General features: G+C 30.0%; 12 protein-coding genes and 1 pseudogene. 8 read left to right on the top strand and 5 right to left on the bottom strand.

Annotated elements, in window-relative coordinates; genetic code table 11:
• The first annotated feature begins 345 nt into the window (after positions 1 to 345).
• The 4 genes from EQM05_RS00830 to EQM05_RS00815 all read left to right on the top strand — a co-directional run bounded on the left by EQM05_RS00830 (position 346) and on the right by EQM05_RS00815 (position 4,485).
• Positions 346 to 648, top strand: a complete 303-nt coding sequence (locus tag EQM05_RS00830) for a hypothetical protein (protein WP_128748037.1) — start codon at positions 346 to 348, stop codon at positions 646 to 648.
• Positions 649 to 726: 78 nt separating this feature from the next.
• Positions 727 to 1,623, top strand: coding sequence for an ABC transporter ATP-binding protein (locus tag EQM05_RS00825; RefSeq protein WP_164917155.1), 897 nt, complete (start codon positions 727 to 729; stop codon positions 1,621 to 1,623).
• Between the two features lies 1 nt (position 1,624).
• Positions 1,625 to 2,821 carry an ABC transporter permease gene (locus EQM05_RS00820; RefSeq protein ID WP_164917154.1) on the top strand — a complete coding sequence of 399 codons (1,197 nt, stop codon included), beginning with the start codon at positions 1,625 to 1,627 and terminating at the stop codon, positions 2,819 to 2,821.
• A gap of 191 nt (positions 2,822 to 3,012) precedes the next feature.
• Positions 3,013 to 4,485, top strand: a complete 1,473-nt coding sequence (locus EQM05_RS00815) for an IS66 family transposase (protein ID WP_128748030.1) — start codon at positions 3,013 to 3,015, stop codon at positions 4,483 to 4,485.
• A gap of 203 nt (positions 4,486 to 4,688) precedes the next feature.
• On the opposite strand, the gene EQM05_RS15620 is transcribed toward EQM05_RS00815, so the two are convergent.
• Positions 4,689 to 6,071 (bottom strand): transposase, encoded by a 1,383-nt coding sequence (locus EQM05_RS15620; protein WP_164917153.1) that lies wholly within the window; start codon positions 6,069 to 6,071, stop codon positions 4,689 to 4,691.
• Positions 6,072 to 6,808: 737 nt separating this feature from the next.
• On the opposite strand from EQM05_RS15620, the gene EQM05_RS00805 reads away from it, so the two are divergent.
• The 3 genes from EQM05_RS00805 (at position 6,809) to EQM05_RS00795 (ending at position 8,866) form a co-directional block, all read left to right on the top strand.
• Positions 6,809 to 7,729, top strand: a complete 921-nt coding sequence (locus EQM05_RS00805; protein ID WP_128748028.1) for a hypothetical protein — start codon at positions 6,809 to 6,811, stop codon at positions 7,727 to 7,729.
• Between the two features lie 17 nt (positions 7,730 to 7,746).
• Positions 7,747 to 8,040: a hypothetical protein gene (locus EQM05_RS00800; protein ID WP_128748026.1), complete on the top strand. Its 294-nt coding sequence runs from the start codon at positions 7,747 to 7,749 to the stop codon at positions 8,038 to 8,040.
• Positions 8,041 to 8,227: 187 nt separating this feature from the next.
• The gene (locus EQM05_RS00795; RefSeq protein ID WP_128748024.1) at positions 8,228 to 8,866 is read left to right on the top strand and encodes an MBL fold metallo-hydrolase; all 639 of its coding nucleotides are present in this window, start codon (positions 8,228 to 8,230) and stop codon (positions 8,864 to 8,866) included.
• A gap of 20 nt (positions 8,867 to 8,886) precedes the next feature.
• On the opposite strand, the gene EQM05_RS00790 is transcribed toward EQM05_RS00795, so the two are convergent.
• Together EQM05_RS00790 and EQM05_RS00785 are read right to left on the bottom strand one after the other, a co-directional pair.
• Complete coding sequence (locus EQM05_RS00790) at positions 8,887 to 9,252, bottom strand: metalloregulator ArsR/SmtB family transcription factor (protein ID WP_128748022.1); 366 nt, start codon at positions 9,250 to 9,252, stop codon at positions 8,887 to 8,889.
• Between the two features lie 75 nt (positions 9,253 to 9,327).
• Entirely contained in the window at positions 9,328 to 11,430 is a 2,103-nt protein-coding gene (locus EQM05_RS00785) for a Mur ligase family protein (RefSeq protein WP_164917152.1), read from the bottom strand.
• A 161-nt stretch (positions 11,431 to 11,591) separates the two neighbouring features.
• Between EQM05_RS00785 and EQM05_RS00780 the strand changes: the two genes are divergently transcribed.
• Positions 11,592 to 12,032 (top strand): hypothetical protein, encoded by a 441-nt coding sequence (locus EQM05_RS00780; protein ID WP_128748018.1) that lies wholly within the window; start codon positions 11,592 to 11,594, stop codon positions 12,030 to 12,032.
• Between the two features lie 60 nt (positions 12,033 to 12,092).
• Here the strand turns inward: EQM05_RS00780 and nrdG are convergent, their stop codons facing one another.
• Both nrdG and nrdD read right to left on the bottom strand, forming a co-directional pair.
• Positions 12,093 to 12,608 (bottom strand): anaerobic ribonucleoside-triphosphate reductase activating protein, encoded by a 516-nt coding sequence (nrdG, locus tag EQM05_RS00775; protein ID WP_128748016.1) that lies wholly within the window; start codon positions 12,606 to 12,608, stop codon positions 12,093 to 12,095.
• Positions 12,609 to 12,613: 5 nt separating this feature from the next.
• Positions 12,614 to 13,906: pseudogene (gene nrdD / locus EQM05_RS00770) on the bottom strand (anaerobic ribonucleoside-triphosphate reductase); the annotation flags it as partial.
• Positions 13,907 to 13,921: the final 15 nt, after the last annotated feature.

Raw genomic sequence — 13,921 nt, 5'->3', positions numbered from 1 at the left:
CCTGCTAAGCATAAATAATATATCTTCTCATAAAGTCTCCTTTCCTGTCTACTTTCAATACAAATTATATGTATTTTCTGTGATACCTGTAGTTTAACATATCAGCTAAATCACTGCAAAGCTTTATTGTAATTAATTGCTATTATTGCAATCATGTTGAATCATACCAAAGGGAATGTTCCTTTGCTTTATGCATTTATTTTACAAGCTTTCTCCTTGAATTTCATATGCGAAAGTTGAGTAAATTACAAATAAGTGATATCATATACAGAAAATATAAATATTTGACAAATGATATAAATAATGTAATTATATATGTGAAGGGGAAATTTAGAAGGGGGTTTTATGGTTTTAAAAAGAAATCTAAAAAATATAGCAATTTCTTTGGCTATATTTCTATCTATTTTTTCGTTTGCTTTATCTGTAAAAGCATCCAATACTGCTGATGTTTTATCTTCATGGGATCATGTATGGCAATCAGCTGGACTTGGCACTATTGATTATGATACTAATTTAAATTATATTACTATATACTATATGAATGGATTTAATTACTCTCAAACTGAAAAGGATGCAACTACAATTGGTGACATAATTGCAGGAATATATTCTAGGGTACGCTATACAAGGACATACACCACATATTAACAGATAATAATTAATAAAAATAATAATTAATAAAATTTCCCCTTCAAATTACCTATCATATTGAGGAGGGAGAATAGTGTGTATATACTAAAATTAGATAATGTTTCAAAGAGTTTTGGGAAAAATAAAGTCCTGGATAATATCTCATTTTCCATTAATGAAGGAGAAATAGTAGGCTTTGTAGGTCCCAATGGAGTAGGAAAGACCACTACCATTAGAATAATAACTAACTTAATACATCCAGACAAAGGAAACATAAATATTTGTGGATACGATTTGCAAAAAGAAAGAGAGAAAGCTTTATCATGTATTAGCGCAATAGTTGAAAATCCTGGCCTATATACCTTTTTAAGCGGGAAAGACAATGTTGATTTTATTAGGAAAATAAATAGTGTCTCAAAAGAAAAAATGAATGATGTGATTAATTATATGGGGTTATCCAATAGAATAAATGACATTGTGAAAACATATTCATTAGGCATGAAACAAAGGCTAGCATTAGGTATATGCCTCCTAACCGAGCCTAAACTATTAATACTAGACGAGCCTACTAATGGATTAGATCCAAGTGGAACAATAGAACTTAGGAAAACAATTGTCAATCTTTCTAAAAAAAATAAAATGTCTATATTCATGTCATCACATGTATTAAGCGAGGTAGAAAAAATTTGTGACAGGGTAATTTTTATAAAAGATGGGAGAATTAATTCAATAAAATCAAATGAAAATATCAAAAATTCTCAAACATTTAAAGTATATATTGCTGAAGTAGAAAAAGCAGAAAAACTTATTAAAAATTGTGATTTTATAAATGGATATACTATAAATAATAATGAGTTTTTAATCAATATGGATAATAAAAACCTAAATGATTTATTAAAGTTATTTATGCACAATGAGTTGGATTATACTGGAATAGAAATAGTGAATTCTATGTTAGAGGACGAATACTCAAAAATATATGGGGGTAAATAAAGTGGGGACCTTAGTTATATTTGAATTTAAAAAGTTTTTTAAAAGGAAAAAAAATCTGATAGGTATACTGCTTCTAATAGTATTCACCTTTTTATATATAATATTAAATAATAGTATTGATAGTAAAAGGATATCTTCAGAAAAAAGCAGCTGTGATTTTGCAATTGAATCAGTTACTAATGCACTTAATTCCATTAAGGAGGAATATAAAAATGATAAATCAGGAGATACTTCTAAACTAAATCGTATGAAAATAATAATTGATTCTTATGAAAATCAGTTAAAATTATTAAATGAAGAAAGTAAAGCAATAGCATCAAATGACTGGAAAAGAAAATTAAGTGCGCAGATTAAATTAGATAAAGCCGCTGCACTTGATATTAGTGAAAATCGTGTTGTAAGTGGAGAAAGTCTTCAGGAAATACAAAACAGAATAGATATTAATGAAATTCTTTTAAGTAAGAATATAAAGCCAATATATTCTGATACTTCAATGACTTCATATAATTTTATTATATTATCCAGCACCAGTATTATGCCATTGTTATTAATAATAATTTTATTTTTATTAGCTTCAGATTCTGTTTCAAGTGAGGTAGATGAGGGAACATTTAAAATTTTACTTACTCAGCCTATATCAAGAAGCAAGGTAATATTTTCAAAAATAATTTCTTATAGTTTTATATGCATATTATTAGTTGCGGCTGTATATTTATTGTTTTTTATAGGCCTTGGCTTAACAAAAGGGTTTGGATCTCCATATTATCCCACAGCTTATTATACAGGAAACTTTGCTAATATTTTTGCAGGAAATAAATCATATAACAAAATATTTATAGATGCCCGAAGCTTTATATTTTATATAATTCCTATATATATATTACTAATTATTACAGTTGTTTCAATGTCAATTCTTGTTTCTACATTGATAAGTAATAGTACTGGGGCCATTTGTTTTTCAGTTATAGTGTATACTACTTATTATATTTTTAGCACTCAGTTAAAACTTTTTAAGGGATTTGCTCAGTTTGTACCTTTTACCTATAGCAATATACCAAGTATATTGAATGGTGCAAGTATTGCTCAACTAGAAAACCCAAATATAACATATACTATGGGTATAGTTGTATTAACAATAACTACATTTATTTGTTGTATATTATCTTTAACATTGTTCAAAAAGAAAGATATTTACTAATTAGTTTCTACTAGGGGTCAGGTATCTTACAATAACTGGAATAGTATTTATTATTGTAACTATTCAGCTATTAAAATAATTTAAATTTACTGTTATTATTAATTTATTGAAAAAAAGCCTTCCATTTATCATTATTTTTTGGTATCATAAAGCCTGTCTTGCAAAAACTAATGATAAGGTGGTGACACATCGTGAGTGAAGGCCAAATCATCGAGATTTACAATCAAGGTGTATCTCAGGTTATAGGTGTTATTAAAGAATTATCAAATCAAATTAAAGAACTACAATCTCAAGTAGAAACACTTTCTAAAGAGAATAAGGCTCTAAACGAGCGTGTAAAATCATTAGAAAGCCAAGTCAACAAAAACAGTAGTAATAGCAGTAAACCTCCATCGTCAGATGGCTTTAAAAAGAAGACTAAAAGTTTAAGAACAAAATCAGGTAAAAAACCTGGCGGTCAAAGGGGTCATGAGGGAACAACATTGTGTTTACATGATACTCCTGATGAAATTGAAATTCACAATGTTGAATTCTGTACTGAATGCGGAGCATCCCTAAAGGATGTACCTCCTGAAAGATATATTGTTCGTCAAATTATAGATATACCAGATGTAAAAGTTAAAATTGTAGAGCATAGAGCAGAAGTTAAAATATGTCCTCATTGTAAAAGTAAAAATACAGCTGCTTTCCCAGAAGAAATAAAGAATACAGTTCAATATGGAGAACGCCTAAAAGCGATAGCTGTTTACTTAACTCAATATCAGTTGATTCCGTATAAACGTGCTGTTGAACTCATTGAGGATTTATTTAACCATCATTTAAGTCAAGGTAGTATGGTAACCTTCAATCAAGACTGTCATGATAATTTACAAGCTATAACAAATAGGATTAGAAATAGCCTTACCTCATCTACAGGAGCAGTTCATTTTGATGAAACTGGTATTTATATAGATAAAAAACGCCAGTGGCTTCATGTTGCTTCTAATAAAAATCTTACATATTATGAATGCCATGAAAAGCGTGGTAAAAAGGCTATTGATGATATTACAATACTTCCAAACTTTACTGGGACGGCAGTCCATGATGGTTTTAAAACTTATTTTAAGTATACTAACTGCAATCATGCTCTATGTAATGCTCATATATTAAGAGAACTTAATGGTATAACTGAATTACAAGGTCAAAACTGGGCAAAGCCAATGAAAAATCTATTGTTAGATATAAAAAAAGAAGTAGATTTAGCTAATAACAAACAAAATGCTTTACCTTTAGATAAAATTCAGGATTTTGAATCTAAGTATGATAAAATACTTAAAGCTGGCATTGACGAAGACTATGCTAAAAACATTGAATTATATTCTAAAAAGAAGGTAAAGAAAAGTGCCAGTCTTAATTTACTCAATAGATTAAATGGCTATAAGGAACAAATACTTGCTTTCATGTATGACTTTGATATACCTTTTGATAATAACTTAGCAGAACGTGATTTACGTATGGCTAAAGTTAAGCAAAAGATTTCAGGCACCTTTAGAAGTTCTGCTGGAGCTAACGCTTTTACTAGAATCCGTGGATATGTATCTACTGTAAGAAAACAAGGCAAAAATGCCTTGGATTGCATAAAATCAACATTTACAGTGAATCAATTTGATCCAACTTTGACGTAAAAGCTCCGCTTAAAAAGGAACGAAGTACCTCTTTTTGGTGAACCTAAAATTAATATTAACACCTTACTGTCAGATGCATAAGAATTTGAAAGTAAGGTGCTTTTTTATATACTTTTTAGGGTAACTGAATAGTTACTTATTATTAATATCCTAAATTAATAATAAACTTCAATTCGTAATTTGGGCGTAGCCCTCCAACCCTGCTATACTAAAGCCAAGGTTGGATCAAGAAGTTTCCTTACCTCTGCGGAGCAGCCAGCATACAATTGAATAAATTCAATAAAGGAAAATACGCCAAAATATTGACCAGAATATATTATAACTGACTTTTGCTTATCTTCTTTATAATTCTTAATAATTACAGGGAGGGACTTGCCTGAATACTTATTTCCCTCCTCCATGTTTTTGAATAGTTGAAAATACATGTAGCCAATGAGTGTCATAACTATATGAAAAGTTATAAAATTATATTTTGTACTCTTAAAATCTTCTAATTTCCAAAAGTCTTTTATTTGTCTATAGTCTTCTTCAATTTCTGGTCTTAGTTCATAAGTATTTATTATTTGTTTTGCAGTTTTATTTGTGTCTGTGGTTAAAAATACATAGTATTCATTATCTTTTTTATCATGAACGACACAGGCGCACAAGTCAACATCTTTATCCGGTGTATTACTTTGCCACATCATACCTAGATCCTTAACCAGGTGTATTTCTTGAGTTTTCCTTTTCCTGTTAGGGTGTTTTTGCCACTTGTCTTCGGAGATTGCTATTTTTACAGCTTCTTGGTATATTGTCATGTTCTTTTTTGCAGGTACATATGTATCCACTTGCTTTTCAACCTTCAAAAAATTAATAACATCACGAGAAATAAATCCCCTGTCATTTATGAGAATATCTCCACCTTTTAAACATTTACTTTTTAAAATCATATTTCTACAAAGTTCTAAATCATGAGGCTTTATAGAATCAAAAACTATCTCTTCTATAATTCCCGAATCATCCATAAGACCTCTTAATGTTCCCATTTTATAACCACGAATCACTTTTCCATCATCTTTTATAGTTTCAGAATTTTCATAATTTACATTATCTAAATTCACATGTATTTTAGTGCAATCAAGAATATGTATAGATGGAGCTATGTTAAGAGATGGCATAACTACATTTTGGACATAATTGTTATAAGACTCTATAAATTCCTCAGCATCATATTTTTGAATTAAATTTCTCATAACGCCTTCGGCGAATAACCCTTCTTCAAGGTTTTTATTGGTATCCCACATATTCCATCCTAGTTCAGATAATAACTCACCATCAGTCACAGCAAAGGCGACATCTGTCAGGCTGGTTTTAAGTTTCATCTTTGCTGTAATTGCTAACGCAATAAGTATATGAAATGGAATATGCTTATTTTGTTTTCTTTTATCTTTAAAACTTTCAGCCAATTTATCTATAAGTCCTATATTTTTCATTTTTAATACTATTGTATCTATAAGATTAGGGAAACTTACGTCAGCAGCATCAATCCTACCTTCTTTTATAGCTTCCAACACCTTATCTTTATCGTTTTTGCTTAATTGTAACATACAAACTATCTCCTTTTAATTATCATTAGTCTATATATATAATTCTATAAAAGATCTTAAAATCATTTTTAAAAGCTAAATATTATAGTACTTATTTTTAGAAATTTTCATATTACTTATTGAAGATAATAAAAATTATTGTTTATTTTTATAAAAAGTTTGATATAATATAAATAAGAAAAGCTTAGTGCGCTAACACTAAGCTAAGTCTTAGAACATTTATTTTGTTTTAGGGCTATTGGATTTTAATTTGATATTTAGTAAGAAAAAGTGCTAATCTTTACAGGATGGGGCACTTTTTTCTTTGCTTCTGACTTCTATATCGAGGCCTAAAAATTTAATCTTAATTTTTAAGCAATGTATAAATAGATTATGTTTTAAAACTAAATTAATCACATAAACAATCGATGCACACTTTATAAAAGTATCAAACATATCCAATACCACCCCCTAACTATGATGACATACCACCAATAGTCCAAGGGGGATAAAACGCTCAAAACCCCCGCAGCCACCCACTACGGTTAATAAATTATACTTGGATATTGTACCATAATTATGTAGAAGTATATAGAGGTACTTATTGGAAATGATAAAGGCTTTACCTCTGTTGGTAAAGCCTTTATCAAGCATTGAAATTAAGTAGAAAATATATTATGATAATTATATCCATGTATATATTGTAAGCGGAGTATAATGATGGTAAATGTAGGGGCCAAAGGGGAGTAAATATTATAATGATTAATAAGCTTTTTTTTAAGTTAATTCCTATGATAATTTGTGTTTCTCTTGTTTCCACTGATTGTACAAATCATTCTAGGAAAATCAATGCTATTGATAATAATTCTAGCAAAAATATATCAAATACAATAAATGATTATAATCATGCTTCACTTGAATTAGATGATTTATCTAAACATATAAAGATACTTGATGATGCTATACCAAACTATGAGGTATTTTTAACTGGGGAGAATCATTTCGTTGATGTAAATTTCCCGCTTGAAACCTTCTTTCTTGAATATTTAGTAACATACGGGAATATTAAATATTTCTTACCAGAAGTATCACATAGCATTGGTTGTGGTTATGATGAATATCTTAAAACTGGTGACGAAAATATACTTAACGAATTATGTAAAAAGCAGCACATGTCTGTCCTTGCAACTAATCAGAATATAAAAGACTGGAAAAATCTTAAGAGATTTTATGATACATTACCGCAAGATAAGAAATTTAAAGTAATAGGCATTGATGTGGAGGATATGACTAATATTGCAGCAGATTATATATATAAAAAGTTAAGTATAGTAGGTAATCTTACAAATTTTCCATTACTTTGCGAATTTAAAAAAGTATATGAGACTAATGATTTAGAAAATCAAAATATATTTAGAGACCATCCAATATATCAAATTACTGAAAAAATTCAAAAAGATTTAATTTCAAGAAAAGCAGAATATCAAAAGTTATTTGGCGGTAATTTTTTTGATATTAGTATGGTTATAGAAGGTGTCCCAACAACTCATGGAAGCGATGACCAAATTACTGATTTAAACATTCGAGAAAAACAAATAGTAAAAACTTTCAATCAGTATATGAATATTATCCTAAAGGTAAATATTATGGGCAATGGGGAAGTGCACATATTCCATTAGATAAAGCCTCCACTGTCTTGCAAAATAATTTTGCATATGTATTAAATTCATCATACGATAATTTAAAATGGAAGGTATTTTCGATTTATTATTTATATTCATTACCTTCAAATGATAAGTATAAAGAATTTATTAAGCCATTTAGCTCATATTTAGACAAAAGTAAACCATTTACCATTTTTAAAACCTATGGGGAAGATTGTCAGTTTAATGTAAAATCCTATGGTTTATATGGCAGTGATACTACACCTCTTTCCAACTATATGAAATCTATTGTAATAATCCAAAAGTATCAAAGCACTAAATATTGAGAAATCAGCAAGATTAGCGGTCTTAACACAAAAAGACTTGGTAAATAAATGTTGTATATTATCTTTAACATTGTTTAAAAAGAAAGATATTTATTAATTGGCGTCATTTGGCATTGGAAAATTTTTATCAGCCATTGTGATATAATTTTATTATTAATGAGGAAAACTTAATATAGAGGTGATATGTATGAAAATTACATGGATTGGTCATTCTAGTTTTTTATTGGAAGATTCCAAAGGCAGAAAACTTCTAACAGATCCATATGATGAAACTGTAGGCTACAATGTATTTAAGGGAGATGTTGATGTTGTAACCATAAGCCATCATCATTTTGATCATGATTATACAAAGATGATTAATAAAAATGCAGCTATAATTGATAAGGTTGGGCTTTTTTATGAAAAGGACATATCCATAAAAGGCCTGCCTTCATATCATGATAAATTTAAGGGTGCTAAGCGTGGAGAAAATGTAATTTATATTTTTAAGATGGATGATTTAAGAATATGCCATTTAGGGGATTTAGGTTACATTTTATCACAAGATGAAATTGATGATCTAGGTGATATTGATGTTCTTTTAATTCCTGTAGGCGGAAACTTCACCATAGATTCAAAGGAAGCTGCTGAACTGTGCAGTAAAATAAAACCTCATATTGTCATACCTATGCATTATAAAACTCCAGTAATGAATTTTCCTATAGATGGTGTTGAGGGATTTATAAATCAAATGAAAAATGGAACCAGAATCAACGATTCAACTTTAACAATTGACAAAATCCCTGATGAAAGAAATTTAGTGAAAATACTTAATTACAGCAAATAAAAAGCGGGAAAACCCGCTTTTTATTTATGCTGGATATGTTCAAGTCCTGCATTAAATATTTTTTCAATATGTTCATCATCAAGGGAATAATAAACCACTTTTCCTTCTCTTCTGAACTTTACAAGTCTGGCAGATTTTAATATTCTAAGCTGGTGAGATACTGCAGATTGACTCATCTTCACCACTTCTGAAATATCACAAACACATAATTCTTTTTTTGATAATGCATAGATTATTTTTATTCTGGTATTGTCTCCTAAAACCTTAAATAACTCTGACAGCCTTTGAAATGATTTTTCTTCCAGCATATTATTTTTTACGAAGTCTACACAGTCCTCATGTATTTCATTGCATTGGCAAACTTCTATTTCGCCCTTGGTATCCATCTTTCACCTCTATCTTTGAAAGTAATGTTTATAAATATAATATATTCATGTGAATTCCTTTGCAACTGCACTAATTTAATGTGAGAGATCAATATCCTTGCCTATAGGCTCCCTGTGTAATGATTTTAAATAGCAGTTTATAGCTGGAATTACAACATCTAAGCACTGAGTAAATAAAATAATTACTTCTCCCTGCTGTGCCTTCTTCATTGCCTCAACTACAGCTTCCTGTTCCTTATATATAATTTTAATATTTTTACTGTCAAATCCGCTATTAACAGCTCCTCTTATGAGTAAATCTGCTGTTTCTCCTATTTTTCGTCCCCTTAAATCCTGCTGCTCTCTCACTATAATGTTATCACTGAATTCAGCAGCTATTTTCCCCAGTTCAATTATATACTTATCTAATCTATCCCCGGGAGCAGTTATTATTGAAGTAATTTTTGCAGGCTGCATGGCCTTTGCTATATTAAAAACTTCATAAAATGCTTCAGAATTATGACCATAATCTAAAATTATCTTATAGCTATTCAAATCAATAATATTCTGTCTTCCAGGATTAAAATATAAATCGCATTTAATACCTTTAATTATATCCACAATATTCTCTGTATTATTGGTAAAATCTGAAACCGCTCCTATTGCAGCCATTACATTTAATATATTTGATTTTGAATGTCCATTATGAGTAAAGGGTATCTCATTTGCTTTTGCAATGGTTTTTTCAATTCCATGACTAAAATATATAATATTATTATTATCTAAATAGATAGCCTCATCATTATTTTCTATTGCCTCATTAATATATTTGTTTTTTTCTAATGAAAATACACACAGCCTTTTACTATTATCATTTCGCCTTATTGCAGATACAACCTTCATTATTTCCCTTTGACCTTTAACTACCATTTTCCCCTTTGAATTTACATCATGTAATATTACTGATTTGGTTTCAGCTAAATCATTTAAATCTTTTATACCCATTTTACCTATATGGTCTTCAGACACTGAGGTTATAACACCTACAGATGCTTCCTCATAGCCTAGTCCATTCCTTAATATACCCCCTCTGGCTGTTTCCAGCACAGCGGCCTCTGACTGAAAGTTTGTCAGCACATCCCTTGCACTTAAAAATCCTGTAGTATCACCATTTTTCAGTTTGTGATTTCCAATAAATATACCTGCTGTAGAAGTCATTCCTGTATTGTATCCAAGTTCATTCATTATGTGGCTTATTAATCTTACCGTAGTGGTTTTTCCATTAGTTCCTGTTACCGAAATTATTGGTATGGAGTTCATCCCGATTTCCTTATAGCAATTAAAAATACATTCTATTATACGGCTTTTTACTGGTGCTATTTGGTCCTGAACCTGGAAAATCGAATTTACATCCCATACTGCAATTTCTTCGTCTTTCACTGCTAAATCAATACATAGGAGAGAAATTTGAAAACAATTATATACTTTTTTACATATATCATTTATTTGCTGATTTTTATGAGTAATAGAATATATAACTTTTTTAGCATAATTATAACTGCTGTTTTCATATATTTCTGCTTTGTATACTAATTTTACTTTTCCATTAAAACAAAATACTCTGAAACAAAAAGTACCATCCCTGTGTATTTGAATATCTTCTTCACCATAAACTAAACTGTAGCTCACTTTAGGTATGTGATTATATCTCAATATTTCAAATAGTGCTTTTTTATCCTTAATAATTTCAACCTTATGGTTTTCCTCGTAACTTTGATAATTATTGCTTATTATTAAAGCATTTTTACCATAGCCAAGCTGGTAGCATGTTTTGCTAAGCCTTATTACAGGTACTCCCCTGTGTTTTATAAACATAGCAATATCATATATTAATCCATGTTCTTTAAGTGCTTCAGCCTTTTTTATTATAATATTTTCATCGTACTCATCAATAATATTTTCCAGAATAAATTTACTTACATCCTCATCAGAATAAGTAAGCCAGATTTCATCTGCGCTTGATTCACTAACCAGGTCAATAACCTTTTCACAAAAGCCTAAAACAAAGTTAATTTTAATATATTCTTTTATATATTTTAATTTGTCTCTTCTTGTACAGCATATTAATTCTATTTTAACAACTCTGCTGACAAATTTTATATTGTCTCCCTCATAAAACTTTATAGATTTTATATTCATTACATTATCACCAGCTTTCATCAATAATCAAAGTATATATATGTTGCAAATTTCCAATAAAACTTATACATACATTTTAAAACCTATGTATAATGTTAGGCTTTTAATCACAAAATATGCTTGGAAGCTTCACATTTGATAAATATTAGAAGGTGAACATTTTGAAAAAAGTTAACAAATATGTAATTATCTTTTTAGTTTTTGGGATGCTTTATTACTTAATAGAGGTTGCTGTTAATGGGCACAGCAATTGGTCCAGTTTTTTAATGAGCGGAACTGCAGGTATATTAATAAACTTTGTAGGCCGCTTCTATCATAATTATACCCCAGAGTGGAAACAAATAATTATAACCACATTAATAATCATATCAATTGAATTTACATTTGGAATAATATTAAAATCCTTTGGAATTCAATTTTGGGATTATAGCAGCAACATTATGAATATACAAGGGGTAATCTGCTTAAAGTATTCATTTTACTGGCTTCTGCTTAGCCCCTTTGCAATACAGGGAAGTAATCTTCTTGAATACGCATGCCTTCATGACAAAAAACCGGATAAATTTATTATTTATATGAAAAAATTAGTCAGCGGTGAATAAAGATAAACAATATGTAAAGTAAAAGCCCATAAGTTTTTAATCCTATGGGCTTAATTATAATTAATATTTTATTTGTATTATTTTATGCTCTTTGATACTATCTTTCACATTGATGATCCTCTGGTTTGAAGAACCCATATATTTAAGGCCCTTATATTTTTTGTCTATTTGAAACTTTCCGTCAACCAGTACATCTATGCTATTTAGGAGTTTTTTACGGCTGTGATTATTACATTCAGCTAATTGCTCAAAGGTATACCCTGTGTAACACCATATACTAAGTCCGAGGGTCTTTATTCCAAGTGAAAGCTGATATAATTCCTCAGCCTGTTCAAATGGTTCTCCTCCGCTTAATGTGACTCCTCTGATTATAGGCATATTCCCTTCAATTCTGCTTAAGATTTCCTTTAAATATATAGAATCTCCATAATTAAAGTCCTGCATTGCTTTGTTATGGCATCCTTGGCAATTATGCCTGCATCCGGACACAAATAATACACTTCTCATTCCCCCACCATTTACAAGGGAATTATCTAAAAATCCAGCCACCTGCAGCTTAATATTATTTTCTTCCATAAGCATTACACCTGGCATGTGGATCTATAAACATATGAATGATTATCTTCATTGCTCATTCTATCTGCCCTTTCCGCAGCCTTACCTGCCCCAAATCTCTCATCCAGGCTTAAATATCCTGTTACTCTTGATATGCCTTGAATGTTATTACTTCCGCAATTCGGGCATAAATCTTCGTCATTTAAGTAGGTTCCGCATTCTCTGCAATATCTAATATGAAAATTTATTCCCAGGTATGAAATATTAGTATTTTTATATGCATAATTTAATATATCCATAATGACATCTGCATTTGGATACCCATCAATTTCAATATAGCTTATATGTCCGCCATTACATATCTTGTGATAAGGCGCTTCTATATCTATTTTTTTCTTTATAGAGACAGGTAAGCCCACTGGTATATGAAAACTATTTGTATAATAGTCTTTATCAGTTACTCCCTTAATGTTACCAAATATTTTTTTATCCTGTAAAATAAACTTCCCGCTTAATCCTTCTGCAGGAGTAGCATAGCATGACCAATTAAGCTTGTCTATCTGCTTATACTTATCACAAAATTCTCTTATATGTGAAATTATTTTTAGTCCTAATTCTCTTGCTTCGTCAGATTGTCCATGATTACTTCCTATAATAGCAGTTAACGTTTCAGCAAGTCCTATAAATCCTATTCCCCATGTTCCCTGCTTTAAAATTGGTTCAATGGAATCATCCGGTGATAAGTTTTCTGAACCCCTCATAAGTCCCTGTCCTGCAACAAATGGCAGATCCTTAACCTTTAGCCTTTTTAATACATTATATCTGTGAAGAAGAGATTCCCTGGATAATTCTAATCTGTTATCAAGTAATTCAAAAAATTTATTAATATTTCCTTTAGATAGTATACCAATCCTTGGAAGATTAATAGTTGTTGGGGCAATGTTTCCTCTTCCTTTGGTTCCTGGTTCTCCATTTATATTTGACATTACATATGTGCGGCATCCCATAGTTGCAGGCAAATATCCTTTGTCATAGTATTCCTTATTAAAATCTGAATCCAGATTCATAAAAGTTGGATTCATTCTTTTAGCAGCAACTCTGCAAGCCAGTTTAAATAGATAATAATATGGATCATTTTCTTCTCTGTTTACGCCGCTTTTAACTCTGAATATTATGTTGGGAAATATTGGCTGCTCACCTTTTCCTAATCCCTTTGCATACTGCAGTAAAAATATCTCGCAGACAAGTGCTGCGTCCTTTGAATTAGGAATGCCTAAATTAATTGAAGAAAATGGCACCTGAGAACCTGCTCTAGAATAGCGATAGGTAACACT

It is taken from the genome of Clostridium sp. JN-9 (assembly GCF_004103695.1).
GTDB lineage: Bacteria > Bacillota > Clostridia > Clostridiales > Clostridiaceae > JN-9.
Note: the sequence above shows the minus strand (reverse complement) of the source record. Positions and strands in the feature narration are given on the sequence as shown.